The sequence below is a fragment of the Bacillus sp. EB106-07-01-XG149 genome (genome assembly GCF_058791555.1).
In genome coordinates, this window is record NZ_JBYTDP010000004.1 from 41,752 (window position 1) to 68,285 (window position 26,534).

At 35.5% G+C, this 26,534-nt stretch carries 24 protein-coding genes and 2 pseudogenes; 21 read left to right on the forward strand and 5 right to left on the reverse strand.

The window, feature by feature from the left end:
- Position 1: 1 nt before the first annotated feature.
- The gene (locus AC3WTA_RS17285) at positions 2-949 is read right to left on the reverse strand and encodes a class I SAM-dependent methyltransferase (protein WP_000166767.1); all 948 of its coding nucleotides are present in this window, start codon (positions 947-949) and stop codon (positions 2-4) included.
- Between the two features lie 194 nt (positions 950-1,143).
- On the opposite strand from AC3WTA_RS17285, the gene hutP reads away from it, so the two are divergent.
- From hutP to AC3WTA_RS17335, 10 genes are all read left to right on the forward strand, one after another.
- Positions 1,144-1,584, forward strand: a complete 441-nt coding sequence (gene hutP, locus AC3WTA_RS17290; RefSeq protein ID WP_000926520.1) for a histidine utilization transcription antiterminator HutP — start codon at positions 1,144-1,146, stop codon at positions 1,582-1,584.
- 103 nt (positions 1,585-1,687) lie between these two features.
- Positions 1,688-3,205 (forward strand): histidine ammonia-lyase, encoded by a 1,518-nt coding sequence (gene hutH / locus AC3WTA_RS17295; RefSeq protein WP_000631836.1) that lies wholly within the window; start codon positions 1,688-1,690, stop codon positions 3,203-3,205.
- 23 nt (positions 3,206-3,228) lie between these two features.
- Positions 3,229-4,887, forward strand: coding sequence for a urocanate hydratase (gene hutU, locus AC3WTA_RS17300; RefSeq protein WP_000416701.1), 1,659 nt, complete (start codon positions 3,229-3,231; stop codon positions 4,885-4,887).
- 12 nt (positions 4,888-4,899) lie between these two features.
- Positions 4,900-6,171 carry an imidazolonepropionase gene (gene hutI / locus AC3WTA_RS17305; protein ID WP_000887534.1) on the forward strand — a complete coding sequence of 424 codons (1,272 nt, stop codon included), beginning with the start codon at positions 4,900-4,902 and terminating at the stop codon, positions 6,169-6,171.
- Complete coding sequence (hutG, locus tag AC3WTA_RS17310) at positions 6,150-7,121, forward strand: formimidoylglutamase (RefSeq protein WP_000399819.1); 972 nt, start codon at positions 6,150-6,152, stop codon at positions 7,119-7,121. Before hutI ends, hutG begins: the two co-directional genes overlap by 22 nt.
- Positions 7,122-7,402: 281 nt before the next feature.
- Positions 7,403-7,864 (forward strand): CarD family transcriptional regulator, encoded by a 462-nt coding sequence (locus AC3WTA_RS17315; protein WP_170771247.1) that lies wholly within the window; start codon positions 7,403-7,405, stop codon positions 7,862-7,864.
- 918 nt (positions 7,865-8,782) lie between these two features.
- Positions 8,783-9,910 (forward strand): alkene reductase, encoded by a 1,128-nt coding sequence (locus AC3WTA_RS17320; protein ID WP_000204412.1) that lies wholly within the window; start codon positions 8,783-8,785, stop codon positions 9,908-9,910.
- A 67-nt stretch (positions 9,911-9,977) separates the two neighbouring features.
- Positions 9,978-11,546 (forward strand): FMN-binding glutamate synthase family protein, encoded by a 1,569-nt coding sequence (locus AC3WTA_RS17325; protein ID WP_000005190.1) that lies wholly within the window; start codon positions 9,978-9,980, stop codon positions 11,544-11,546.
- A gap of 382 nt (positions 11,547-11,928) precedes the next feature.
- Entirely contained in the window at positions 11,929-12,867 is a 939-nt protein-coding gene (locus tag AC3WTA_RS17330; protein ID WP_492332944.1) for a ring-cleaving dioxygenase, read from the forward strand.
- A 24-nt stretch (positions 12,868-12,891) separates the two neighbouring features.
- The gene (locus AC3WTA_RS17335) at positions 12,892-13,503 is read left to right on the forward strand and encodes an alpha/beta hydrolase (RefSeq protein WP_000975460.1); all 612 of its coding nucleotides are present in this window, start codon (positions 12,892-12,894) and stop codon (positions 13,501-13,503) included.
- A 47-nt stretch (positions 13,504-13,550) separates the two neighbouring features.
- Here the strand turns inward: AC3WTA_RS17335 and AC3WTA_RS17340 are convergent, their stop codons facing one another.
- Positions 13,551-15,083 (reverse strand): BA3702 family sensor histidine kinase, encoded by a 1,533-nt coding sequence (locus AC3WTA_RS17340; protein ID WP_000087690.1) that lies wholly within the window; start codon positions 15,081-15,083, stop codon positions 13,551-13,553.
- Positions 15,084-15,318: 235 nt separating this feature from the next.
- Here AC3WTA_RS17340 and AC3WTA_RS17345 point away from each other — a divergent pair, with 235 nt between their 5' ends.
- Complete coding sequence (locus AC3WTA_RS17345) at positions 15,319-15,690, forward strand: VOC family protein (protein WP_001246940.1); 372 nt, start codon at positions 15,319-15,321, stop codon at positions 15,688-15,690.
- 20 nt (positions 15,691-15,710) lie between these two features.
- Here AC3WTA_RS17345 and AC3WTA_RS17350 read toward each other — a convergent pair whose 3' ends face one another.
- Positions 15,711-16,520 carry a YitT family protein gene (locus AC3WTA_RS17350; RefSeq protein WP_000251341.1) on the reverse strand — a complete coding sequence of 270 codons (810 nt, stop codon included), beginning with the start codon at positions 16,518-16,520 and terminating at the stop codon, positions 15,711-15,713.
- A gap of 144 nt (positions 16,521-16,664) precedes the next feature.
- Between AC3WTA_RS17350 and AC3WTA_RS17355 the strand changes: the two genes are divergently transcribed.
- The 4 genes from AC3WTA_RS17355 (at position 16,665) to AC3WTA_RS17370 (ending at position 20,128) form a co-directional block, all read left to right on the forward strand.
- Positions 16,665-17,468, forward strand: coding sequence for a protein phosphatase 2C domain-containing protein (locus AC3WTA_RS17355; protein ID WP_000865497.1), 804 nt, complete (start codon positions 16,665-16,667; stop codon positions 17,466-17,468).
- Positions 17,469-17,482: 14 nt separating this feature from the next.
- Positions 17,483-17,935, forward strand: a complete 453-nt coding sequence (locus AC3WTA_RS17360; RefSeq protein WP_000402968.1) for a peptidoglycan recognition protein family protein — start codon at positions 17,483-17,485, stop codon at positions 17,933-17,935.
- Between the two features lie 17 nt (positions 17,936-17,952).
- Positions 17,953-18,204 carry a DUF2164 domain-containing protein gene (locus AC3WTA_RS17365; protein WP_001983516.1) on the forward strand — a complete coding sequence of 84 codons (252 nt, stop codon included), beginning with the start codon at positions 17,953-17,955 and terminating at the stop codon, positions 18,202-18,204.
- 445 nt (positions 18,205-18,649) lie between these two features.
- The gene (locus AC3WTA_RS17370; protein ID WP_002096386.1) at positions 18,650-20,128 is read left to right on the forward strand and encodes a DUF4822 domain-containing protein; all 1,479 of its coding nucleotides are present in this window, start codon (positions 18,650-18,652) and stop codon (positions 20,126-20,128) included.
- Positions 20,129-20,355: 227 nt separating this feature from the next.
- Here the strand turns inward: AC3WTA_RS17370 and AC3WTA_RS17375 are convergent, their stop codons facing one another.
- A complete protein-coding gene (locus AC3WTA_RS17375) occupies positions 20,356-20,568 on the reverse strand; it encodes a CsbD family protein (RefSeq protein ID WP_000160658.1) in 213 nt (70 codons plus the stop codon).
- 171 nt (positions 20,569-20,739) lie between these two features.
- A pseudogene (locus tag AC3WTA_RS17380) lies at positions 20,740-21,552 on the reverse strand (GNAT family N-acetyltransferase).
- Positions 21,553-21,704: 152 nt separating this feature from the next.
- Between AC3WTA_RS17380 and AC3WTA_RS17385 the strand changes: the two are divergent.
- The 6 genes and pseudogenes from AC3WTA_RS17385 (at position 21,705) to AC3WTA_RS17410 (ending at position 26,429) form a co-directional block, all read left to right on the forward strand.
- Positions 21,705-21,908: a hypothetical protein gene (locus AC3WTA_RS17385; protein WP_000810206.1), complete on the forward strand. Its 204-nt coding sequence runs from the start codon at positions 21,705-21,707 to the stop codon at positions 21,906-21,908.
- A gap of 3 nt (positions 21,909-21,911) precedes the next feature.
- Positions 21,912-22,080: pseudogene (locus tag AC3WTA_RS17390) on the forward strand (GNAT family N-acetyltransferase); the annotation flags it as partial.
- A gap of 261 nt (positions 22,081-22,341) precedes the next feature.
- Positions 22,342-23,130 carry a helix-turn-helix domain-containing protein gene (locus tag AC3WTA_RS17395; RefSeq protein ID WP_000505612.1) on the forward strand — a complete coding sequence of 263 codons (789 nt, stop codon included), beginning with the start codon at positions 22,342-22,344 and terminating at the stop codon, positions 23,128-23,130.
- Between the two features lie 46 nt (positions 23,131-23,176).
- Positions 23,177-24,028, forward strand: coding sequence for an ABC transporter ATP-binding protein (locus tag AC3WTA_RS17400; protein WP_241950161.1), 852 nt, complete (start codon positions 23,177-23,179; stop codon positions 24,026-24,028).
- On the forward strand, positions 24,029-24,679 hold the full coding sequence (locus AC3WTA_RS17405) for an ABC-2 transporter permease (RefSeq protein WP_001214691.1): 651 nt from the start codon (positions 24,029-24,031) through the stop codon (positions 24,677-24,679).
- Positions 24,680-24,815: 136 nt separating this feature from the next.
- Complete coding sequence (locus AC3WTA_RS17410) at positions 24,816-26,429, forward strand: long-chain fatty acid--CoA ligase (RefSeq protein ID WP_000980197.1); 1,614 nt, start codon at positions 24,816-24,818, stop codon at positions 26,427-26,429.
- The last annotated feature ends 105 nt before the right edge of the window (positions 26,430-26,534 follow it).

Genomic DNA, 26,534 nt, shown 5'->3' on the forward strand with positions numbered 1-26,534 from the left:
GCTAGCTTTTTTCTTTTTGACATCGATAAATGGCTAACGTTTTCGGGTCGCGCCATATACCGTTATGAAGTGACAATTCATTTTCTACTTCTTTTTTTAGCCATTCCTTCATTTCGGCGTGAAGATATGTATTATCAGGTATATTTAGCGATGGAAACATGCTAGAAATATAGTTTACAATCGGAGTAGCATGATGAAAAACGAGAGCATTATGAATAACTGCTTCTTCAACAGTTGGAAAAACAGATTGTAATATTTCTTTACCATTTTCTAAACAAAATGGAGTGACTGAAGATGTTGTTTTCGGTAAATCAAATGCGTCTAACATGCGGTTACACATTTCAACTATACGAGGTAATGTAACGTCAGAATTTGTTGTAGCTAAAAGTGAGCCTCCGGGACGAATTACTTTATGGAATCCTTGAACTGTTTTTTCGACATCTTTCATGTGATATAACATATGTCTTGCGATGACCCAGTCATAGCGATTAGCTTCAAAAGGAAGTTTACCAGCATCACCTAGTCTCCATTCAATTATGCTATTCTTTATTGCAGCTTCAGAAAGCATCGTTTTCGATTGATCAAAACCGGTTAGTTGGCCTTTATGACCGTTAGTTTGTAAAAGGGAAAGAAAATTTCCATTAGCACACCCAACCTCTAATATTTTTTCTTCTCCTTGAAGTTGTAAATGTTCCATGACGAGTTCATCTAAATTTACTTGTTTTTCTTCGTAATGTTTATGCGTATCGATACGTGTCTGTAAATGGTTGCTTACGTTATATTGGCGTTTTACATCATTCATTTTTTCACATTCCACCTTCGTGCAAAATTGCTGAATCGCGTGTGTTAATACGTCGGTTTTCTTTAAACCTTCGTAATGGAGTGCAGATTCAAACCTTTCAAGTAATTTTTCTTCAATTCGAAAATGAATATCTTTTCGCTTCGTCATTGAAATATCGCCCCTTTGTATCTGTTAGTGAGACTATAGCACGCCTGAAAAATTCGTGTAAATAATTTGTGTACACAAATGGAGGGGATGAAAAAATTGTTCGAATGTGAGTTTAAACTATTGACGATTTAACCGTTTTCATATATTCTTAAATTAAGAAATATTCAAATAATTAAAAGAAATGAGAGAGTCACATGCTTCTTCAAGGAACACATCGAATTGGTCGTATGGCCATGTTGTTGGCACTTGCGGATGAGAATGAAAGCCCTGTATTATCTATTCCAAAAGGTTGGAAGTATTGTACGGGGAAAGTGGGTTCGATGAATTCGCAAAAAGTTGTAGCAGCAATGGAAACAGCGGCTAAGAGCACCCAAGTTATTGAAACAGATGTTTACAGAGAAACACATGCACTTTATCATGCAATTATGGAAGCTTTGTACGGAGTGACGAGAGGTCAAATTCAGTTAGCAGACGTTCTTCGTACAGTAGGACTTCGCTTTGCGATTGTGCGCGGTAGACCATACGACGGAAAAAAAGAAGGCGAATGGGTTGCTGTTGCATTATATGGAACGATTGGTGCACCTGTAAAAGGATCTGAGCATGAGGCGATTGGTTTAGGAATTAATCACATATGATTTGCCCATAGTCTATTAGTTAGAAGGGGGCCTTACTTTTTTAGGACAGAAGTCTGTCTTAAAAAGATAAGGTCCCCTTTTGCCTTTTTAAGGAGGAAAAAGAATGATTACGTTAACAGGACACACATTGACAATTGAAGAAATGAAGAGGTTGTTACTTGAAGGGGAAGGTGTAACAGCTTGTCCAAATAGTATGCAAAAGGTGGCGGAGTGCCGCGAAGTTGTTGAGAAAATTGTAGAGGACGGAAAAGTCGTTTACGGTATTACAACTGGATTTGGAAAGTTCAGTGATGTGCTTATTCAAAAAGATGATGTAAAGGCACTTCAACACAATTTAATTCAGTCACATGCATGCGGTATAGGTGATCCATTCCCTGAAGAAGTATCACGAGGTATGTTAATTTTACGAGCGAACACGATGCTAAAAGGAGTATCTGGTGTTAGACCACTTGTTGTAAATATGCTTCTTGAGTTTGTAAATCGTAAAATTCACCCAGTCGTTCCGCAACAAGGGTCACTTGGTGCGAGTGGCGATTTAGCACCTTTATCTCATCTTGCGCTTGTATTATTAGGCGAAGGTGAAGTGTTCTATAAGGGGAAACGCGTTCATGCGATGGTTGCTCTTACAGAAGAAGGTCTTGAACCGATTGAACTTGAAGCGAAAGAAGGGCTTGCATTAATTAATGGTACGCAGGCGATGACAGCGCAAGGAGTTCTTTCTTATATAGAAGCAGAAGCAATGGCGTATCAAGCTGAATTCATTGCTTCGATGACAATTGAAGGATTACAAGGCATTATTGATGCATTTGATGAAAATGTTCATAAAGCGCGTGGTTATAAAGAGCAAGTGGAAGTAGCGAGCAGAATTCGTAACATCCTTCATGATAGTAAATTAACAACAAAACAAGGAGAACTACGAGTACAGGATGCATATTCACTTCGTTGTATCCCGCAAGTACACGGTGCTTCTTGGCAAGTTTTAAATTATGTGAAAGAAAAATTAGAAATTGAAATGAATGCAGCAACGGACAATCCACTAATCTTTGATGGTGGGGAAAAAGTAATTTCGGGTGGTAATTTCCATGGTCAACCGATTGCGTTTGCGATGGACTTCTTAAAAGTAGGAATGGCGGAACTTGCAAATATTTCAGAGCGTCGTATTGAGCGTTTAGTAAATCCGCAATTAAATGATTTACCTCCATTTTTAAGTCCAGAACCAGGACTTCAGTCTGGTGCAATGATTATGCAATACGCTGCAGCGTCACTTGTTTCTGAAAATAAAACGTTAGCACATCCAGCGAGTGTTGATTCAATCCCGTCATCAGCTAACCAAGAAGATCACGTAAGTATGGGAACAATCGCTTCACGCCATGCACATCAAATTATTCAAAATGTAAGACGTGTTCTTTCAATTGAGATGATTTGTGCGATGCAAGCAGCAGAATATCGCGGTATTGAAAACATGAGTACAGTGACGAAGAGCTTCTACCATCAAGGCCGTCAACAAGTACCTTCTATTACAAATGATCGCATATTCTCAACGGATATTGAAAATATTACGCACTGGTTAAAAACGAATTATTCGATAAAAGAAAGATTAGATGTAAACGCAGCACTATAAAATGAGAAAAGGGAGAGATTGAAATGGAAAAAGTTAAACAAACAATTCGCGCGCCAAGAGGTACTGAATTACAAACGAAAGGGTGGGTTCAAGAAGCTGCACTTCGTATGTTAATGAACAATTTAGATCCTGAAGTTGCTGAAAAACCAGAAGAATTAGTTGTATATGGCGGAATTGGCCGTGCAGCTCGTAACTGGGAAAGCTACCATGCGATTGTAGATTCATTAAAAACGTTAGAAAGCGATGAAACATTACTTGTTCAATCAGGAAAACCAGTTGCAATCTTTAAATCGCATGAAGATGCACCTCGCGTTCTTTTAGCGAACTCAAACTTAGTACCAAAATGGGCGAACTGGGATCACTTCCGTGAACTAGAGAAAAAAGGTCTTATGATGTACGGACAAATGACAGCAGGTAGCTGGATTTACATTGGAACACAAGGTATTTTACAAGGAACATATGAAACGTTTGGCGAAGCGGCACGTCAACATTTCGATGGTTCATTAAAAGGTACATTAACACTTACTGCTGGCTTAGGTGGTATGGGTGGTGCACAACCTCTTGCTGTAACGATGAACGGCGGTGTTGTCATTGCTATTGATGTTGATAAGCGCAGCATCGATCGTCGTATTGAAAAGAGATACTGTGATATGTATACAGAATCATTAGAAGAAGCATTAACGGTTGCGAACGAGTATAAAGAGAAGAAAGAACCAATTTCAATTGGTTTATTAGGAAATGCGGCAGAGATTTTACCAGAACTAGTGAAGCGCAATATTACGCCAGATTTAGTTACGGATCAAACATCTGCTCATGATCCATTAAACGGTTATATTCCAGTAGGTTACACATTAGAAGAAGCAGCGAAACTTCGTGAAGAAGATCCAGAACGTTACGTACAATTATCAAAAGAAAGTATGACAAAACATGTAGAAGCAATGCTTGCTATGCAAGAAAAAGGCGCAATTACATTTGATTACGGAAATAACATTCGCCAAGTTGCTTTCGATGAAGGTTTGAAAAATGCATTCGATTTCCCAGGATTCGTTCCAGCATTTATCCGTCCATTATTCTGCGAAGGTAAAGGACCATTCCGCTGGGTAGCACTTTCTGGTGATCCAGAAGATATTTATAAAACAGACGAAGTAATATTACGTGAGTTTGCGGATAATGAGCATTTATGTAACTGGATTCGTATGGCTCGTCAGCAAGTTGAGTTCCAAGGTCTTCCATCTCGTATTTGTTGGTTAGGTTACGGTGAGCGCGCGAAATTTGGTCGCATTATTAATGAAATGGTGGCAAATGGTGAATTATCAGCGCCAATCGTTATCGGTCGTGATCATTTAGATTGCGGATCAGTAGCATCTCCAAACCGTGAAACAGAAGCGATGAAAGACGGTAGTGATGCAGTAGCCGATTGGCCAATTTTAAATGCATTAATTAACAGTGTAAACGGTGCGAGCTGGGTGTCTGTTCACCACGGCGGTGGCGTTGGTATGGGTTATTCACTTCATGCTGGAATGGTTATCGTTGCAGATGGAACAGAAGCAGCAGCAAAACGTATTGAGCGCGTATTAACTTCTGATCCTGGTATGGGTGTTGTTCGTCACGTTGATGCAGGATATGACTTAGCTGTGGAAACTGCGAAAGAAAAAGGCGTTAACATTCCGATGATGAAATAAGGAGGAGAAAACATGCTGGACACTTTACTAATAAATATCGGTCAATTACTAACAATGGATCAAGAAGATGGCTTGTTAAGACGGGAAGCGATGAACACGCTTCCTGTTATCGAAAACGGTGCGGTTGGAATTGAAAATGGCGTAATTACTTTCGTTGGAACAGCGGAAGAAGCGAAAGGATTACAAGCGAAAGAAGTTATTGATTGCGGAGGGAAAATGGTTTCTCCTGGTCTTGTTGATCCGCATACTCACCTTGTATTTGGTGGATCTCGTGAAAATGAAATCGCACTAAAATTACAAGGAGTTCCGTACTTAGAAATTTTAGAACAAGGCGGAGGTATTCTTTCAACTGTAAATGCAACGAAACAGGCGTCGAGAGAAGAACTTGTTCAAAAAGCGAAATTCCATTTAGACCGTATGTTATCTTTCGGAGTTACAACTGTAGAAGCGAAGAGTGGTTATGGATTAGATGATGAGACGGAATGGAAACAATTAGAGGCAACTGCACAATTACAAAAAGAGCATCCAATCGATTTAGTTTCCACATTTTTAGGTGCTCATGCAGTTCCGAAAGAGTATAAAGGTAGATCGAAAGAATTTTTACAATGGATGTTAGACCTACTACCAGAAATGAAAGAGAAGCAATTAGCTGAATTCGTTGATATTTTCTGCGAAACAGGTGTGTTCTCTGTCGAAGAATCAAAAGAGTTTTTATTAAAAGCGAAAGAGCTTGGCTTTGATGTGAAAATTCATGCAGATGAAATTGACCCTCTTGGTGGTGCAGAAGCAGCGGCTGAAATTGGTGCAGCATCAGCGGACCATTTAGTGGGCGCTTCTGATAAAGGAATTGAAATGCTTGCAAACTCTAATACAGTAGCTACTTTATTACCAGGAACAACTTTCTATTTAAATAAAGAAAGCTTTGCTCGTGGACGTAAAATGATCGATGAAGGTGTTGCAGTTGCTTTGGCTACAGACTTTAACCCAGGTAGTTGTCCAACTGAGAACATTCAGCTTATTATGAGCATTGCAATGCTCAAGCTGAAAATGACACCAGAAGAAGTTTGGAATGCCGTAACAGTTAATTCTTCTTACGCAATTAATCGAGGTGATGTAGCTGGAAAGATTAGAGTTGGTCGTAAGGCAGATTTAGTTTTATGGGATGCTTACAATTATGCTTACGTACCGTATCATTACGGCGTGAGTCATGTAAATACAGTATGGAAGAATGGTAATATCGCATATACAAGAGGTGAACAATCGTGGAGCACGGCCACTATTTAAAGAAAAATGCAAAGTTTATCGATCGTGAAGTGACGAAATGGAGTGAGATGATTAAAGATTGGGAGGAAGGCTTGGAAATATTCGGTGCTGCCTTAATTGGAGCACCCCTTTCTAAACCATCTATTAGTCATTCAGGAGCAAGTTTTGCGCCAAAAACAATTCGTGCAATGTTAGATGCATATAGCACGTACGCAATTACAGAAGAACATGATATGAAAGAAAGTGTCTTATATGATTGCGGCGATATTACGATGCATGTGACTGATATAAAAGAAAGTCATAAGCGCATTGCGAAAACAGTTGGTCATGTAACGAAAGTAAATCCGAACATGATACCAATCGTTCTTGGTGGTGACCATTCGATTAGTTTTCCAAGTATAACAGGGTTTGCAAATAGTAAAGGGAAGGTCGGTGTTATTCAATTTGATGCCCATCATGATTTACGTAATTTAGATGATGGTGGCCCATCAAATGGTACACCGTTCCGTAGTTTGCTAGAAAATGATGTCATTAAAGGAAAACAACTCGTTCAAATCGGAATTCGTAATTTTTCAAATGCACGAGCGTACCATGAATATGCAAAAAAACATGGCGTGACAGTGTATACAATGAAAGATGTACGAGAGCGACAAATCAAAGATATCATCACAGAAAGTATTGAAGTATTAAGAAATCAAGGCGTGACTTCTATTTACATTTCTCTTGATATGGATGTACTAGATCAAGCATTTGCACCAGGTTGTCCAGCAATTGGTCCTGGCGGTATGGATAGTACGACTTTACTTGATGCGATTGAATTTCTTGGTAAAGAACCGCACGTTCAAGGGATGGATATAGTAGAAATTGATCCAACCCTTGATTTCAGAGATATGACGAGTCGAGTAGCTGCGCAAGTGATTATGAGTTTTCTTTTAGCGAGAGAGACAGTCCGTAAGCAGGTTAGTATATAGGCGTGAAATTAATAGGGAATGTTTAACGATTCAGTATGAAAAACACATTACTACTTATATGTAGTAATGTGTTTTTATGTAAAAAGAGAAGGTGAAATTAGAATGTATATATGTGTGGAAAAGTTAATAAGATTGCGGGTTTTTAATGATATTTTACGAAATTATTTTCTTAGTTCGAAAGGATTGACATTAAAAATAATTTTATGATAAAATAAAAATTTTGCTAAAAAATTGATTGTGTGTTAAGATTGAGAAGGTTACCATATATGGAGGTGGATTATTTGTTTCAAATTGGCGATAACATTGTTTATCCAATGCAGGGAGCAGGTATAATTAAAGCCATAGAAGAGAAGGAAATCACAGGAGAAAAACAACAATATTATGTTATAAAAATGTCGGGTAGTAATATGGAAGTAATGATTCCGGCAGGGAGAATATTGAGCTCAAATATACGACCAGTCACGGATATAACGGCAATAGCACACATATTGGATATTTTTCAACATGGAGAATCTGATAGATTACTTACGTGGAAACAAAGGTATAAATTGAACACTGATAAAATAAAGACGGGTAAAATACAAGAAGGTGCTGAAGTTGTACGTGATTTATTACGTATGCAGAAAGAAAAAGCACTTAATGCAAGCGAAAAGAAAATGTTAGATAACGCACACGAATTTTTGATTAGTGAACTGGGATTAATTGAAGGTATCACGGAAAGTCAAATAAAAAGCTTTTGTTAAGATTCATTACAAATAATGTATTAGATCCCAAAAAAGGTTTTGAATTTTTTGGGAACATAATTATAGAGAATTAATCATTTCAAAGACATTCAATTCTTTCAAACCACTTTTAGAGCATTAACCTCTTTTGTTATTACTACAATCAAATCCATTTTTATTTTTTAAATTCTTTACGAATATTCGAAGTTTAATTAAACACTTCGATAGAATAGTTACTTGATTTTTGCAATCCTGATTCACACTGGCACGGACGAGGAGCCGTAAGGATGAAAGAGAGGTAGGGCTTTCATTGTTTTAGGTTTATAAGTTATTATTTTTAGAAGAATACTGAACCACTCTCACTTCTACTGCTAAGGAATTTTTTATATGTGAAGAGATAATAATTGTTTATATTCTTTATATTAAAGAGATAAATGAATTGTTAGCCATATACGGTCAACTAAAAAGGAGTGTCATATAGTCGAATTATCGACTATATGACAGCTCCTTTTTTCATGGGGATTAGGAACGGATAAATAGAAAAAATACTTTCAACTATGTAGGAGTCTTTTATTCGTTCCTAAAATTTTTGTTTGTATAATAAAAAACAAATGAATGATTGAAACCTCGTAACTGTAAGTTTGAATATAGTACAGTGGAAATCGTTTTTTTTAGTAAATAGTTTGAAAAACAATTACCAATATATTCTATAGTAATAAAACTAGAAGAAAAGAAAACATCCACTTAACAAGTATTTTTCTCATCCACTTACTGAATATAAAAATAGACAGTAAGAGTCTTGAATACCAGAACCCTTAAAGTTAAAAAACAGTTAGTTTTATTATACGAATATTTCTACATAAGAGCGTATAAATTGACGTTACTATCTAAAAGTAAGTATGATGCGATTATAGTAAGAATTTTTTAGGGGGAAGAAAAATGACAAGTTCAAATAATAAAGCAGCAAGTATTTATGAAGGAACAAATATAAACGCTTGGGGATCTTTTGAAAATATTGAAGAAACGAAGTTATTTGACCCGATTCAAATTGGATCTTGGTCTCTTCGTAATCGCATAGCAATGGCACCGATGACGAGATGTTTCGCGAATCATGAAACGGGAGTCGTTGGTACTGATGTAGTCGAGTACTATAGAAAGCGTGCAGCTGATGAAGTTGGATTAATTATTACAGAGGGAATCGTCATTAGCCCAAGAGCAAAAGGGAATCCGGGAGTGCCAGGAATTTATACGCAAGAACAAATCAATTCGTGGAAGCCTGTTACAGAGGCAGTACATAAAGAAGGCGGAACGATTATTGCTCAAATATGGCATGTTGGCCGTATGAGTCATCACGAGATAATTGGTGGGCAAATGCCACAAGCACCGTCTGCTATCGCTGCAGAGGGAAATGTTCCGCGTTTTCGTAAACCGTTCGACATGCCAGAAGCAATGACGTTAGAAGAAATACAAGAGGTGATTGGTCAATACGCACAAGCTGCGAAAAACGCGATCGAAGCTGGATTTGATGGAGTAGAAATTCATGGGGCACACGGATATTTAATCGATCAATTTACTTATGAGTTCGCAAATAAGCGTACTGATAAATACGGCGGAGATTTAAAGCAAAGGCTAACGTTTATGAAAGAAGTAACGGAGGCTGTAATAGAAGCTGTTGGGGCTGATAAAACACTTCTTCGTTTCTCTGCTTTCAAAGGTGATAATCCAACTTATATGTGGGAAAACCCTGAACTTGCAATTGAAATGTTTGTAAATATGTTCAACGAAGTTGGATTAACGATGATTCACCCTTCAACGATGAATTATACGGCAGTTATTGCTGACGGAAAGAATTTTCATCAATTAGTAAGAAAATATTGGGAGGGTACGATTGTAGGAGTAGGGAATTTAAATCCGAAAGAGGCTGAAGAAGCGTTGCAAGAAGGAACAATTGATGTAGTGGCATTCGGAAGACCTTTAATAGCTAATCCAGATTTTGTTCATCGAATTAAAAATGCTGAAAGTTTAGTTGAATATGATGCGAAAGAGCATCTTGCTACATTAATTTGAATAAAGATAAAAGGAGAACACATCAGGTGTTCTCCTTTTATTATGGATTTTCATAGGAGGAAGCGGGATGAGTGAAACGCTACTCGTTATTATTAGTATATTGCTCTTATTGATGTTACTATTAATCATTTTTTTTATTATTACATTTTTTATTAAAAAACGGACGCATCATTCTATATTAAAGTTACATCCATACTTAGGAAGGATGCGTTATTTACTTGAAAAGATAGGACCGGAATTTAGGCAATATTGGTTTGATCATGATACGGATGGAAAGCCCTTTTCACGTTATGATTTTCAAAGTGTAATGTTTCTAGCAAAATACCGTTCAGAAATACTCGGTTTTGGATCAAAACGAGATTTTGATGCATCTGGATATTATATCGCTAATACATTATTTCCGAAATTAACAGATGAATTAAGTGTGAATGTAACGCAAGAACGTGAAGGGAAAAAGTATGTGATTCATAAAGAAGGGTTATTTTCACGAAGAGAAAAATTGACAGCGGATACAACGAATCTTTGGTTATATGAAGAAGACGATGCAATTATCGTCGGTGAAAACCGCAAATATCCGTGGAAGCTACATGGCATGTTTGGGGCATCTGCGACTTCTTACGGTGCGATTGGGGAAAATTATATTTTAGCGAGCGGGTTTGGTGCGAAGATGGCTGGCGGATCGTGGATTAATACTGGCGAAGGTGGCGTTATTCCAGAACATTTACATACAGGTGCGAATATCGTTGCGCAAATTGGTCCAGGATTATTTGGATATCGTGATGAGGATGGTAATTTTTCAATGGAGAAATTTATGGAGAAAGCAAAAGAAAGTAATATTAAAGCATTCGAATTGAAATTTGGGCAAGGTGCGAAAATACGTGGTGGCCATCTAGAAGGACAAAAAGTAAATGAGAAAATTGCTTCTGTTCGGAATGTGCGAGAAGGAGAAACGATTAATTCACCGAATCGATTTCCATTTTTAAAGAATGCAGTAGATACACTTTATTTTATTCAACGTTTGCAAGAAAACGGCGGTAAACCAGTTGGGATGAAGATTGTAATTGGACAGCAGGAACCGTTGGAAGATTTATTCAAAACGATGAAAGAGTTAAATATTTATCCAGATTTCATTACAATTGATGGTTCAGAAGGTGGATCAGGTGCTACGTATAAATCAATGGCAGATAGTATGGGAATACCGCTTATTCCAGCATTACTGACATGTATTGATACAGCGAATCATTACGGTGTTCGGGACAAATTCAAAGTGTTTGCCTCAGGGAAATTAATTACACCAGATAAAGTGGCAATTGCTTTAGCTATTGGTGCAGATGCTGTAAATTCAGCACGTGGATTTATGATGGCAAGTGGCTGTATAATGGCACTTCAATGTAATTCCGGACAATGTCCATCTGGAGTTGCCACGACGAATCCGCACTATCAAAAAGCGCTAGATCCGTATGAGAAGAAATGGCGAGTAATGAATTATGTTGTTAGTATGAGATATAGTTTGTTCTCACTTGCGGCAGCAGCGGGAGTAAAGAGCCCGCGTCATTTAACGAGAGAGCATATTGTGTTTAAAGATGAGGTGGGGCGGGTAGTTCCTCTTTCAGAATTGTTTCCTAGTAGTAAATAGAAGATAAGCTACGTTTAGTAGATTAAAAGTCATACGAAATAATTAGCGAAGAGAGTAAATGCTAACTAGCATTTACTCTCTTTTGATTTAAAATGAAAATAAGTGCTTATTGACAACTAAAAGTAAGTAACTTATAATAAATATTGAATTCAAGATAATTTATTTCCGAATAAAGATTTCAGATGGAGTAAATATTTTTTGGAATTTATCTCGAATTCGAGATAAATTTAGTGATATAGAAGATAATGCGTAATTTCACAACTTATATCTCGAATTGAAGATAAAATCATAACGATGGATTTTACTTTGCAGCATGGACAAAATGAATAATGAATTTTAATGTATAAAATTTTTTAAAATGAAATAAAAAGGGGCGGAGAAAATGGAAAAGAAAACAATGGGAATTCATCACATTACAGCAATCGTAGGACACCCACAAGAAAATGTAGATTTTTATGCTGGTGTGTTAGGTTTACGTTTAGTGAAAAAAACAGTGAATTTTGATGATCCAGGCACGTACCATCTTTATTTTGGTAACGAAGGAGGAAAGCCTGGAACAATTATTACGTTTTTCCCATGGGCAGGTGCTCGTGAAGGAATTATTGGTGACGGTCAAGTAGGCATTACGTCTTATGTCGTACCAAAGGGCGCAATGGAGTTTTGGGAAAATAGATTAGAAAAATTCGATATTTCGTATACAAAAATGACTCGATTTGGAGAGCAGTATTTAGAATTTGATGATCCACATGGTTTGCATATAGAATTAGTAGAAAGAGAAGAAGGCGAATTAAATAATTGGACTTTTGGAGAAGTTACGCCAGAAGTAGCAATTAAAGGATTTGGCGGTGCTGTTCTTTTATCTGCACAACCTCAAAAAACAGCTGAATTGTTAGAGCATGTTATGGGTCTTGAGAAAATTGGAGAAGAAGGTGAATTCGTTCGATTCCGTTCTTCTGCTGATATTGGGAATATTATCGACTTGAGGCTATCGACAATCGGGCGTGGCCAAATGGGTGTTGGTACAGTCCACCATATTGCTTGGAGAGCGACTAACGATGATGATCAACTCGACTGGAAAGAACATGTGTCTCGTTTTGGATACCACGTAACTCCTGTACAAGATCGCAATTATTTTAACGCAATTTATTTTAGAGAACACGGGGAAATTTTATTTGAAATTGCAACAGACCCTCCTGGTTTCGCTCATGACGAATCGTTAGAGACGATGGGTGAGGAATTAAAGTTACCAGAGCAATATGAACCACATAGAAAACAAATTGAACAAACACTTTTACCATTTGAAGTGAGAAATTTAGATTAAAGTGATTGAAAGGGGAAAAGGATTATGATGAAACATGTTTTTCAAAAAGGAAAAGATACGTCAAAACCAGTGTTGTTATTACTTCATGGTACAGGAGGCAATGAATTAGATTTATTACCACTTGCAGAAATAATTGATCCAGAAGCATCTGTATTAAGTGTTAGGGGAAATGTATTAGAACAAGGCATGCCACGTTTCTTCCGCCGATTAGCAGAAGGCATTTTTGATGAAGAGGATTTGATTTTCCGTACGAAGGAATTAAATGAGTTTTTAGATGAAGCTGCAAAAACATATGAATTTGATAGAAATAATATTTTAGCTATCGGTTATTCAAATGGAGCAAACATTGCTGCAAGCTTATTATTCCATTACGAAAATGCATTAAAAGGTGCTGTCCTTCATCACCCAATGGTACCTAGAAGAGGAACACAATTGCCTAATTTAGCGGGGAAATCCGTATTTATCGCTGCTGGGACAAATGACCCGATTTGTTCATCAGCGGAGTCAGAGGAATTGAAGGTACTATTAGAGAATGCAAACGCTACTGTTACAATGCATTGGGAAAATAGAGGACATCAATTAACGATGGATGAAGTAGAAAAAGCAAAAGAATGGTATGTCAATACAGTATTATAAAAGTAAAAAAAGAAGCATCTGCTAACAATTAGCAGATGCTTCTTTTTTTACGACTGAATTGCAAGATGAGATGAAGAAAGCGGAAGTTGAATATCAACGATCGTACCTTTATCTAACTCGCTTGAAATGTGTAATTTACCATGATGTTCTTCAATTATTTTGTAACACATCATTAATCCTAGTCCTGTTCCCTTTTCTTTTAAACTATAAAATGGTTCGCCTAAACGAGAGATACGTTCTTCTGGGATACCACAACCTTCATCGATAATCCGTATTAAAATAAAGGTATCATCTAATGGTTTTGTTTGGATGTAAATATTTCCGCCATTTGGCATTGCTTCTATCGCATTTTTTAATATATTTATAAAAACTTGTTTTAATTGGTTACCATCACATTGAATATCATGTTTGTAATCAAAATGATCCATAATGATATGAACACTATGCATAATAGCTGTTGGTAAAATAAATGTAACTACCTCTTCAATTAAAGCTTGTATGTTACAAGTTTGGATAGATAATACTTGTGGTTTAGACATCGCCATAAATTGACTCGTGATAGATTCCATTTGTGAAATCTCACTTAACATAACATCGATATACCATTTCTGCTCCTCATTTATTTCAGGGAGTAGCAATGTTAGAAAACCTTTTAGAGAAGTGAGTGGATTTCGAATTTCATGGGCAATTCCAGCTGTCAGTTGTCCGACTACTGCGAGCTTTTCTGATTTTCGTAATAACTTTTCCGTTTCTTTTAGCTCGGTAACATCTCTTCCCATTACGATAAGACCTTTACGGGAGCCGTCAGGATGATAAAGTGGAACTTTCGATATACTTAAGATTAGATCGAAATCATCTCTATGAATAATAAATTCCTCGCCATGAAGAATTTGTCTTTGTTGCCATGCTAGTTCGTCGACTTCTTCACAATGTAAAAAAGCCTCTCGGTACGCTTCGTTATATTGAATGAGTTCACTATCTTTTTTCCCATGGTAAGGTACATGATGGAAATTGAAACAAGAAAGTGCGTAATCATTTGCCTCAAGCCAGCGCCCCTCATGATCTTTAAATATAACAAACGCAGGCATGGAGTTCACTAATGTACGTAACCTCTTCTCACTTTCTTTTAGCATATTCTCAATTCTTTCTGATTTTTCAAGAGGCTTCATAATAGTATATACGCCAGTTAGACGATTTTGGACAAAAATAGGAACTAGTTTTGTCACGACGTCTAATAAGAATCCACTTTTATGATAAATAGATAAGATATACTCTTGTTGATTATCTGCTTCAGTATTCTTTATATTTTGTAATACTTGCTCAGAAATATGAGCTTCTAAAATAGAGGTAATATTTTTCTGTTCTAATTCTAAAGAATTGTAACCTAATATTCTTTCGGCAGAAGGATTTATATGTAGTATAACTCCCTCTAAATTTAATGAAATAATACTATCAGGATTGTGTTCGAACAGAGATGCGTACATTTCTGTTAATGAACGATCTTGTATATGGTTTCGCAAACGTCTAGAAATGTTCGGATGACGTTTTCTTTGAGTTGATGAATATTTTTTACGACTCATAATAGTTCCTCCGTACAAATAGCATCTAAAAAGATTTGTCTATCCATAACTATAATATAGATGTAATGTGTATTTCTATAAAAAATGGAAGTTATATAATAAATTTTGTTTTCTTTATTTTGGAAAAGTGAGTGTAAGGTCGTAATAAGGGGAGCTTATATTGTTTTATAAATCTTTTGTAAGTTACAGGAGTAGGTTTTCTTTATAACATTAGGGTAGAAGAGGGGGAGAGAAAATGAGAAATTATATTCAAGGTATCGATCATGTGCAAGTAGCTGCGCCTGTAGGGTGTGAAGAAGAAGCACGAGAGTTTTACGGTAATAAAATTGGTATGGAGGAAATAACGAAGCCAGAGGAATTAAAGAAGCGTGGTGGGTGCTGGTTTAAGTGTGGAAATCAAGAGATTCATATCGGAGTTGAGAAAAACTTCAATCCAGCTAAAAAGGCGCATCCAGCTTTTTATGTTTTAAAAATTGATGAATTTAAACAGGAGTTAATAAAGCAAGGCATTGAAGTAATAGATGATCATGCACGGCCAGATGTAATTAGATTTTATGTGTCAGATCCGTTCGGAAATCGAATTGAATTTATGGAAAATAAAAACTAGGTGGAAATCCACCTAGTTTTTTAACCTTTTCTAAACAATCCTAATACTTCAACCGTTTCGGTAATGTTAACGAATGCATGAGGGTCAATTTCGGAAATTGTTAATTTCATACTTGCTAATTCTTCACGAGAAATGACGGTCATAAGTACACGTTTTTTTTCGCTGGAATAAGCACCTTCACCATCAAGTAATGTAATTCCACGTACAACAGTTGAAAGAAGTTGTTTTTTCATTTTTTCTGCTTCATTTGTTACAATCATAAGTGTAACCTTTCGATGTTTCGTATGAATAGCATCGATGACTTTACCAGTTACATAAATTGATAGTAAGCTTGTAAGAGCAACATCCCAAGTGAAGAAGAATCCTGCAATTATTACAACGACTGCATTTAAAATAATAAGGAATCCACCAAGTTTAATGTCTCTTTTTCGAGACAATAGCATACCGATAATATCAAATCCACCAGTTGATCCATTACAGTTAAAAACAAGGCCGATACCAGCTCCAGCAATGACACCACCAAAGATAGATGATAAAAGTGGGTCTGTTGCTACGACTTTTACTGGAACGTAGTATAATGCAACAGATAATACAATAACAGAGATAACAGTGTTAAAAATCACTTTTTTTCCAAGGCCTATGTATCCTAAAATAAGGATAGGTAAGTTTAATACAAAGTTAATAATACCTGTGTTTACAGGCGTTACAATCCCTAAAATAATAGCAATTCCGCCAATTCCACTACTTAAAATTTTGTGGGGGATAAGGAAAAGATTAAATGCAATCGCAATAATAATAGAACCGATAATAACACCAAGAAATCTGACCATCTCTTTCCCGTCCTTCACTAAAAAATTCATATTATTTCAAGATTATATATGATATTGAAAGTTTTGCGTAAAAACAGTTTATTTCGGGAAATTAGATTAATCAAAAGAATTCGAGTATTTTATCATTTGAAAGGGGATACAGATATGAAGGTAAAAACGTATCAACAGAAAAGCCCGTTGAAGCAAGAATGTGAGGATTCTTATTTTTGTAATGAAGAAAAAAAGATGTATGGTGTATGTGATGGTGCAACACCGCTCGTCCCGTTTCGTGATGAAAAGGGACATAATGGAGCATACATCGCTTCGCATTTATTTGCAAGTTATTTTACTTCATTACGTGAAAATCATAGTTTGCAAGTTGCCGTTGCAAAAGCAAATGAAGCATTGCAAAGCAAAATGTTAGAGTATGAAGTAGATACGAGAAAGAAAGAGCATTTGTGGTGTACATGTATTGCGGCAGTTCAAATAGATGGTGAGAAAATTGAATACGCACAGTTAGGGGACTGTATGATTGTTGCAATACTTCAAAATGGAACGATGCAAGTATTAACGCAAGACACGGTTGAAGGAATTAGTAAACGAGCAAAAAAGAAGAGAGAAGAGGATCGTAAAAAAGGTTTATCTGTACCAGAAGAACATGTTTTTCAAGATGTGCGAGAACAGTTAAAATATAATCGTTATCTTGCAAATATGCAGGGCGGGTATTCTGTTGCGAATGGAATGAAAGAAGCGATACATTATTTACAACATGGTGAACTACATATAGATGAAGTGAGCGGGATTTTTATTTGTTCAGACGGATTATTCCATCCAGATTGGCCACTTGAACAAACTGTTGCATATATAAGAAGGAATAGTATAAATGAATATGTAGCAATTATTGAAGAGCTAGAAGAGGAAAAGAGAATAAGACCAGATGATAAAACAATTATGATGATTGATTTTTAAGGGAGGACGTTCAAATGGAAATCAAATGTGTTAATTTAACATTTCAAGATGAATTAGTTCCTTTAGAGAAAGTTAATAAACTGATTATCCACCATACATCCGAAGATGGATGGGATGTGTATAAAACACATGAATTTCATCAAAAAGTAAGAGGATGGAGCGGGATTGGTTACAATTATTTTATTGAAGAAGATGGAACTGTAGTCGAAGGGCGAGGTTTACATATTGGAGCACATGCGAAAGATAATAATAGAGATACAATTGGAATATGTATGACGGGTAATTTTGATAAATATGATCCAACTACCGCACAAATGAATGCATTGTATTCTTTATGTAAAATGTTTATGAAGCAGTTTGTTATAAAGAAAGAAAATATACTCGGTCATAGGGAGCTAGAAGGAGTTACAAAAAGTTGTCCTGGCAATCGCTTTTCTATGGTAGAGTTAAGAAACGTACTATCTTAAATATAGAGGAGTAAGAAATGATGATGAATATAAAAATACCAAATGATAAAAAAGAAGAGCTAGTAGCACAAATTCAGCAATTTTTCGTTGAAGAAGATTTAGATGAAATTGGGCGTTTCCAAGCAGAGCGTTTAATAGAAGAAATGATTAAATTAGTAGGGCCATTTGCATACAATCAAGCGATTGGAGATGCTAGAAAGCTTGTAACAGAGAAACTATCTAATATTGAAGAAGATTTGTATGTGTTAGAGAAGAGTGAAGGGAAGTAAAAAGAGCCATTTTGGCCGTATTCCGTCAATTATAAAATAAGTATTATGCCACGGCTTTTTCCGATGTTCTGTTTGGAAAAGGCCGTGAAGTTGTTTTTTGGCATATAAAATAAAGTTTCTCTTTTTTTTGTCAAAAAGAACCCTAGAACTAAAAACGTTATTCTTTCTTAACAAGCTAGATGAGAAAGAATAACGTTTTTTTAGATTGAGATTAAAAATATATTATCTTAATTTTATCTTTTTTTAATAATTTATTTATGGGCAATTTATAGTTGCTATTTATAATTCCTATATATAACAGCTATGGATACTACGAAAAAGAACTTTGGAGGTGTAACCAATTAGCTGTAATCAAAATGTAAAACATGAATTGCTCACATAGAATCTTCTTTTGGAAGATAAGTGGTGTAATTCTTTGTTAAATGAAGGAAGGGATTGGGAAGTTATGAATAAAACAATTTTAAAAACATGTATCATATCAGCAGTTTTAGGTGGAAGTCTATTAAGTGAAAAAAATGGAGAGGTGAAAGCAGAAGAGGTTACACCACAAACGAATCATACTGGTGTATTCAAAGATGTTCCAAAGGGGCACTGGGCATATGAGGCGATTCATCAATTAACAGGTGAGAAAATCATTTTCGGCTATGATGATGGGAGATTTGGTTTTGGCGATAACGTAACACGCGAACAAGTTGCAGCTTTAATGTATCGTTATTTTAATATGGCAGAAAACAAAAATTATGAGAACCCATATGGGGACGTAAGCGAAGATTCGACAAGCTATATAAAGGAAATTTTATCTTTAACAGAAATGGGCGTTTTTACGGGTGACGAGCATGGGGACTTTAGACCGAAGGCATCCTTAACACGTGCAGAGATGGCACAAGTTCTTACAAATGCTTTTCATTTAAAGGCAAAGAGTGATCATACTTTTAATGACGTTTCAACGAACTCATGGGCAAGAAATGCAATTAGTGCTGTTCAAACAAATAATATTGCAAAAGGAGTAGGAGGAGGGAAATTTGCTCCAAGTATGGATGTGACGCGTGAACAGTACGCACAATTTTTATACAATGTAATACAAGAAACTAAACAAACCGAGCAAACGAAAGGGCAACTACTAGCTAGCATACTTGGTGAAACAAATTGGAAAGGGACAAAAGTCTATGACAAAGATCATAATGATGTAACGAAAGAAAATCAAAATTTCATCGGGCTTGCAAAGTATGATGCTAAAACTGCAAGGTATGAATTTTTTAATGCAAGTACAGGAGAAAGTCGTAATGATAGCGGTACCTTTTTTATAACGAATGATGGAAAGAAAAGAGTGTTAATTTCTGAAACGCAAAATTATCAGGCAGTTGTTGAATTAACGCAATTAGACAAGGAGAAATTTACATATAAAAGAATGGGGAAAGATGCAAAAGGGAACGATGTAGAAGTGTTTGTTGAACATGTTCCTTACCATGAAAAAGAACTTTCTTTCACGCGACCGGATAAAAATTTAGAAATCTCGACAGGGAAAATAGTTACAGACGTTGATGGAGATGAAATTTTATCTAGTACACTATGGAACGGAACGGTGGTATTAGACGAACAGGGTAACAATGTAACAAAATACAACTCAAACTTAATCAGTCTAGCAAAATATGATAAAAATACAAATAAATATGAGTTTTTTAATGTGAACACAGGGGTAAGTCGTGGGGATTATGGTTTCTTCGATGTTGTACATGGGAATAAAATAAGAGCTCACGCTTCGTTAGGAAATAATAAATATGGTGCGGTCCTTGAACTTACAGAGTTAAATAAAGAGAAATTTACGTATACAAGAATCGGGAAAGATGCGAATGGAAAAGATATAAAAATCTTTGTTGAGCACGAACCGTATACAGGCGACCTAAAACCAAATTTCACAAAGTAATCTTTTACTCTAGCAAAGGTATTATGTTGGGGAATGTTGGTAAGGAGAAGCCTCAGTGATTAGGAAGTTATATAGTAGAAGAAAAATAGCTGTTTATAGACAAATAGATGCCTGAAGGCATCTATTTGTCGTTTTAAAATGATTTTACAGGTAAATATAAAATACAAATTCTTTTTTCTCGGATCTAGTAACTCCCTACTTGCACCACCATACATCTTTGTTCTTTTTTATTTATTCTCTTTATGCTCTTTATATTCATGTACTTTCTCTTTTACATTACCAACCGTATCTTTAGCAGTGCCTTTCACTTTATCCCATTTTCCTTCGGCTTGTAATTTTTTGTTGTCAGTTACTTTCCCGACAACTTCTTTTACTTCACCCTTTACTTTATCAATAGCACCTTCTACTTTTTCTTTTAAACCATGATTATGTTTAGTCATACATTTCTCCTCCTTGTAGTTTGATTAGAATTCTCTTTTCATATTGCAAGTTGAATGATGTATCTAGTAATAGCGTAACAAATATAGTTTGAATATTCAAATGATTAATAGGATAGAAAAGGAATTGTCATGAAATGTATAAAATTGTAATGAGAAGAGAAAGAATGTAAATTACATGTCTTTTGCAGTCCATATTGATTTTGTATAAGCAATTTTCATATGGGCACGTTCCATATTATTTTGACTGCCGCTACCGAACCTTGCTTGTCAGACTATTAAATGACAGTTTTTCGCTAGGGCTTTTTCTATTCGTTTTTGAATTAAGGCAGTATGACAGCCTTTACGCTGAAATTCTGGCAAAGTAGCAGAAGCAGCTAATGAAGCAATCCCATTATTTATATACAGGACACCAATGCCTGCAGGAGTATTTTGAACTTCGGCTATGAAAAAATGCCAGCCAGGTTTATTGTAGAGAATTTCGTTATTTTGCCGTACGCCATCTTTTGTAAAGGGTGGCATGTTAAATCCACGTACATATATGTCTGCAAAAATATGAAATTCATTTTCTTTTAGTTGGCGTACTGAAATGTTAGAAGGAAGAAGGGATGGATCTTCTCTCGGTATACTATATAAAGCGGTATGGAAGCTGGATTGGTAAAATCCTTTTTGAGATAAATATTGAAATAATTCAGCTGTACCTTGAGCGGGTGTAATTTCAAAACGACAAGGGATTTGTAGCGATTGATAATAAGAGATGGTTTCATCTATCTCATCTGTATTTGTAAAGGTAACGCCTTTTACTGTGTTAAAAGCAGGACCAGCAATTATTTTTGATGAAAAGGCAGTGGCACTCCCGAACTTTTTCATTTGTACTTGCATTGGATTTTCAGCTAACGCTTGTAGTGCTTTTAGTCTAGAAGAGAGCATATGTATTTCTGCGTTTTCAATTTCTTGAGCTGCATTGAGTGTCATAACTGTACTCATACTATTCCTCCGTCAATAAATATATTTCATAGTATATATACGATGTTTGTTCTGAGATTCCTGTTGAAATGTAAGAGAATAAGAAGTTTTTTGGAAGGGAAATGGAAGTGAACTGTCGAAGGGAGTGGAAACAGATTAAAGGTGGTGCTCTCATGAAACAGAAAGACGTGCAGACATGCTCTAATTGTGGTTCTCATAACATAGGAGAAGGAGAGTTTGTCGGTTATGCACAAATACGGAAAAAGGAGACGATGTTCACATCTTCACCAGTAGATGCTTATATTTGTACAGATTGCGGGAATATCCTTTTATTAAAAGTAAGACATTATGAAAAGTTTAAGCAGAAGCCGTTATGATTATTGAGAAGTGTTTTTATTAGGGGAGTTATTAGGAGTAATATTTTACATATATATGAGTATGCCTTATATAAGGAGATGACAACATATACTGTCGCTATATGACATACAAAAATGTATAGAAGAAATTGTGAATCAATATGAGGAAGAAAAATTAGTCCCTATTGGAATATTTCATATCGAAAACTCCTTTAAATGAATAAGGGAGTTTTTATTTTTTATAACAATAATTACCTTTAATTGTTATAATTAGTTATTAGGGGAGGGTGGTTTATTAACGCCACAATCTTAGGAGAAAAATAGCTAAATCGTATATAAAACCGCTATATAACACAATCGCAACCATAAGTTGACAAAGTGCAACCGCAGGAAGATAGAGATAAGGGCTATGTTTACATACAATTTAGTTAAGAAAACAAAGGGGGACACACATATGGGATTTGGTGAGAAGCTTTTTAAATTAAGAAAAGAAAAGGGGCTTTCTCAAGAAGCATTAGCTGAGAAATTAAACACAACAAGGCAAGCGGTTAGTAAATGGGAAAACGGTCAAGGTTTTCCTGAAACTGAAAAGTTAATAATGATTGGAAATGTATTTGAAGTATCACTCGATTATTTATTAAAAGAAACTGCTGAGCAAAGTAATGAAAATGTGGATGGTTATTATGTAAGTAAGGAAATGGCAGAAGGGTATATAGTATATGGACAAAAAATTTCTAAATATATTGCGTTAGGATTTAGTTTGCTTATTTTATCTACAATACCGTATTTATTATTTAAGGAAGATGCAACACTGTCGACATTCCTTGTCATTATTATTGCTGTTCTTGGAATTGGAGCAATGATGGTATCTGCAACGATAGAAGAGAGTCGATACAATGTATTGAAAAAGGAAGAACTATTATTTGATCAAAACTTTCTAAAAGAATTGACAAAAAGATATGCAATTATTAAGAAAAAGTATGCGGCAGTAATGATCATTGGATTTTGTTTTATAGCCGCAGGCGCAATCCCGTTTTTGCTTGAGAAAAAGCATATCACTTCAGGAGAATTAGTACAGTATCACCCTTATTGTATTGTACTTATTGCTATCGGAGTTTATCTTTTTGTTCGTGTGTTAGGAGTATTAGAGGCGTATCGAATTTTAGTAGAAAATAAAGAATATAGTAATCGTCTTATTTTTAAACTGAAAAAGAAAGTGAGAGAAAAAGTGGATAATTTTTAATAGGAGAAAACATATTTTTATTAAAAGTTAAGATAGGAGTGTAATGATGTCAAATCTTCTAGAAATTGTAAATTTAAGTAAAGCATTTGGAAATAAAGTTGTTTTAAGAGATGTTTCCTTCAATGTGCGGTCTGGATCAATTGTTGGATTCATTGGTAACAATGGAGCTGGGAAATCAACAACCTTTAAAACAGTATTACAATTAATTTCTAAAGATAATGGTACAGTAAAAATATTTGGTAAAGAAAATATAAATAAAGATGCCAAGATTAAGGAAAAGATAGGAGTCGTATTTGATGCTATGAATCTACCGGCTCATCTTACGATAAAGCAACTAAACAAAGTTTTTGAAAAGATGTTTGAATCTTGGGATCAAGATAATTTTTATCGATTAGTTCATTCTTTCTCTTTACCTACTAATGAGAAAGTAGGTAAATTCTCGCGTGGAATGTCAATGAAACTAACTATAGCTGTTGCGCTGTCACATAATGCAAAATTATTAATCCTAGATGAAGCGACGGGAGGTCTCGATCCTTCATCTAGAGAGGAGGTGTTGGAGGAATTAAAAAGTTTTGTGAGTAAAAATAATGGTGGTATACTACTTTCTTCTCATATTATGAGTGATGTAGAAAAAATAGCTAGCCATCTTATCATTATAAAAGATGGAGAAATTTTATTGAATGAAGAAAAGGATAAGGTTTTGGACAATTATGCCATTGTAGATGTTGATGAGGAACAACTAACTTTAATTAACAAAGATATAGTTGTGGTGAAAAGGAATAATGGTTCTTATTTCAATGTACTTGTATCAGATGTGCATAAACTACCAAATGGGATTGCTCATAGAACCATTTCGATAGAAGAAATGAGTGTCTTATTAACGAGGAGTGAAAAATAAATGAGAGGTTTATTATTGACAAACTATTATCTAGTGTATCGAACTTTCTTTATGTTCATGGGAATAGCGATATTAGGAGCAGGATTCGTTTTTTATTTTGGTGATGCTTCAATGTACCGTTTAATTGCTACGTTTATTATCTTTTTTGCTGCGATTCCTGCACTTGAAGTTATTAAATATGAGAGTAAGTCAGGTTATGAAAAGTATGTACTTACTTTACCGGTTACTAGAAATAACATTGTACAAAGTCACTACCTTTTCTATTTTTTAGTTGTAATCATTGGTACTGTATTATCATATGGCATATTTTATGTACATGGTTTCATTTCAGATACACCAATTGATGATGGTATATTTAATAGTGTTTCTTTAGGGACCTTCATCATTCTTAATGCTGGAGCGATAGCCTATCCACTCCTGTATGTTTTTGGAGCAGAAAAATCTGATGCTATTACAATTGGAGGCGCATGTGGGGGACTTGTTACTTATTTTGGATTACAAAGTGTAATTGGATATCTAATAGAACAATTTCCAATATCAAATTTAAATTCATCTGTATACGTTTCAATTCTATATACAATATTTGGCGTTATCATATATATCTTTTCTTATTTCATTTCGGTATTTATATATCGTAAGAAGGAATTTTAATATATTTTCTCTTAGTATTTTCTGAATTATTTCCAAAGAAATAATTCAGAAAATACAGAAAAATGTCGTGATTATTCGTAAAAGTCTGTTATAATAAACGAAAAATGAAAACGCTTTAAAGGGGGATGTAACCAATATGATGATGAATGTACCGCTAACAATTAGTTCTATGATGGAAAGAGCAGAGAAACTGTTTTCGAAGAAAGAAATTGTTTCACGGACACATGATACAGTTACGACGTTAACGTATAAGCAGTTAGGTGAAAGGACGAGAAGACTTTCAAGTGCGCTAAAAAAATTAGGAATTAAAGAAGGCGAGCGTATAGGAACGTTAGCGTGGAATCATCATCGACATGTGGAAGCGTATTTTGCTATTCCTGGTATTGCTTCCGTTTTACACACAATTAATATTCGTTTATCTCCTCAACATATTTCATACATTATTCAGCACGCAGAAGATCGCATTCTACTTATAGATGAAGATCTCGTACCACTCGTTGAAAATATTCAATCGCAATTATCAACTGTACAAGCCTACATTATTATGACTGATAAAGATGAACTTCCCAATACTACGCTAGAACCTGTATATCATTATGAAAAGCTATTAGAAGAAGGCGATCCAACTTTCCAATTTGTAAAAGATATTGATGAAAATACACCTGCTGGTATGTGTTATACGTCAGCGACTACAGGAAACCCAAAAGGTGTTGTATATACGCATCGTAGTACTGTACTACATTGTATGGCACTCGGTTTAGCGGATACAGCTGCTTTATCGGAAAGTGATGCGGCGATGGCAATTGTACCGATGTTCCATGTGAACGCTTGGGGGCTTCCTTTTGCAGCTACTTGGTTTGGAACTAAACAAGTTCTGCCAGGACCAATGTTTACTCCAAAAATTTTATTAGAGATGATTCAAGCTGAAAAAGTAACGATAGCAGCAGGTGTGCCGACAATTTGGCTCGGTGTATTACAAGAATTAGAAAATAATAGTTACGATTTATCTAGTATAACGAGAATATTATGCGGTGGTGCTGCTGCACCGAAAAGCGTTATTAAAGCATTTGAACAAAAATATAATGTTCCTTTCGTACATGCATATGGTATGACTGAAACAAGCCCACTCGTAACACTTGCACGTTTAAAAAGTTATGAAACAGAATTATCATATGAAGAGCAATTAGAAATCCGCTCAAAACAAGGATATCTTGTCCCTGGTGTAGAGATGAAAGTAGTCGGTACAAACGGTGAAGTGAAGTGGGATGGTACTGAGATGGGAGAGTTATGTTTACGAGCACCTTGGATCGCTGAAAGCTATTATAACGATGATCGTACTGTCGAAGGATTCCGAGACGGTTGGTTATATACTGGTGATGTTGTTACAGTTGATGAGGAAGGCTGCGTGAAAATTGTTGATCGTACGAAAGATGTTATTAAAAGCGGAGGTGAGTGGATTTCTTCAGTTGACCTTGAAAATGCATTAATGGCACATGATGCTATATTTGAAGCAGCTGTCGTTGCCGTTCCTCATCCGCAGTGGCAAGAGCGACCAATTGCCTGCGTCGTTCAAAAGAAAAATAGTACAGTAACAAAAGAAGAAATATATGAGTTTTTAAAACCACAGTTTGCGAAGTGGTGGTTACCAGACGATATTGTATTTATGGAAGAAATACCGAAAACATCTGTTGGGAAGTTTTTAAAACAGGCGCTTCGGAAAGAACTTGAGCATTTGTATAAAGAGAAATAATTGAAAAATTGTAAACCTATATTTGAAATGAGTTGACAAAGACTAAATAGAAAGATATTATAACTCCTATAATATGTTATCTAAAAATCGTTTTAAGTTTACAAT

Bases quoted from the DNA above. Each gene is read 5' to 3' on its own strand.
- AC3WTA_RS17350 (WP_000251341.1), bottom strand. From the start codon at position 16,520: ATGGTCAGATTTCTTGGTGTTATTATCGGTTCTATTATTATTGCGATT.
- AC3WTA_RS17355 (WP_000865497.1), top strand. From the start codon at position 16,665: ATGAAGGTAAAAACGTATCAACAGAAAAGCCCGTTGAAGCAAGAATGT.
- AC3WTA_RS17285 (WP_000166767.1), bottom strand. From the start codon at position 949: ATGACGAAGCGAAAAGATATTCATTTTCGAATTGAAGAAAAATTACTT.
- AC3WTA_RS17360 (WP_000402968.1), top strand. From the start codon at position 17,483: ATGGAAATCAAATGTGTTAATTTAACATTTCAAGATGAATTAGTTCCT.
- AC3WTA_RS17340 (WP_000087690.1), bottom strand. From the start codon at position 15,083: ATGAGTCGTAAAAAATATTCATCAACTCAAAGAAAACGTCATCCGAAC.
- AC3WTA_RS17385 (WP_000810206.1), top strand. From the start codon at position 21,705: ATGAAACAGAAAGACGTGCAGACATGCTCTAATTGTGGTTCTCATAAC.
- AC3WTA_RS17405 (WP_001214691.1), top strand. From the start codon at position 24,029: ATGAGAGGTTTATTATTGACAAACTATTATCTAGTGTATCGAACTTTC.
- AC3WTA_RS17400 (WP_241950161.1), top strand. From the start codon at position 23,177: ATGTCAAATCTTCTAGAAATTGTAAATTTAAGTAAAGCATTTGGAAAT.
- AC3WTA_RS17330 (WP_492332944.1), top strand. From the start codon at position 11,929: ATGGAAAAGAAAACAATGGGAATTCATCACATTACAGCAATCGTAGGA.
- hutP (WP_000926520.1), top strand. From the start codon at position 1,144: ATGCTTCTTCAAGGAACACATCGAATTGGTCGTATGGCCATGTTGTTG.
- AC3WTA_RS17395 (WP_000505612.1), top strand. From the start codon at position 22,342: ATGGGATTTGGTGAGAAGCTTTTTAAATTAAGAAAAGAAAAGGGGCTT.
- AC3WTA_RS17375 (WP_000160658.1), bottom strand. From the start codon at position 20,568: ATGACTAAACATAATCATGGTTTAAAAGAAAAAGTAGAAGGTGCTATT.
- hutH (WP_000631836.1), top strand. From the start codon at position 1,688: ATGATTACGTTAACAGGACACACATTGACAATTGAAGAAATGAAGAGG.
- AC3WTA_RS17325 (WP_000005190.1), top strand. From the start codon at position 9,978: ATGAGTGAAACGCTACTCGTTATTATTAGTATATTGCTCTTATTGATG.
- AC3WTA_RS17410 (WP_000980197.1), top strand. From the start codon at position 24,816: ATGATGATGAATGTACCGCTAACAATTAGTTCTATGATGGAAAGAGCA.
- hutI (WP_000887534.1), top strand. From the start codon at position 4,900: ATGCTGGACACTTTACTAATAAATATCGGTCAATTACTAACAATGGAT.
- AC3WTA_RS17365 (WP_001983516.1), top strand. From the start codon at position 17,953: ATGATGATGAATATAAAAATACCAAATGATAAAAAAGAAGAGCTAGTA.
- AC3WTA_RS17345 (WP_001246940.1), top strand. From the start codon at position 15,319: ATGAGAAATTATATTCAAGGTATCGATCATGTGCAAGTAGCTGCGCCT.
- hutU (WP_000416701.1), top strand. From the start codon at position 3,229: ATGGAAAAAGTTAAACAAACAATTCGCGCGCCAAGAGGTACTGAATTA.
- AC3WTA_RS17370 (WP_002096386.1), top strand. From the start codon at position 18,650: ATGAATAAAACAATTTTAAAAACATGTATCATATCAGCAGTTTTAGGT.
- AC3WTA_RS17320 (WP_000204412.1), top strand. From the start codon at position 8,783: ATGACAAGTTCAAATAATAAAGCAGCAAGTATTTATGAAGGAACAAAT.
- AC3WTA_RS17335 (WP_000975460.1), top strand. From the start codon at position 12,892: ATGATGAAACATGTTTTTCAAAAAGGAAAAGATACGTCAAAACCAGTG.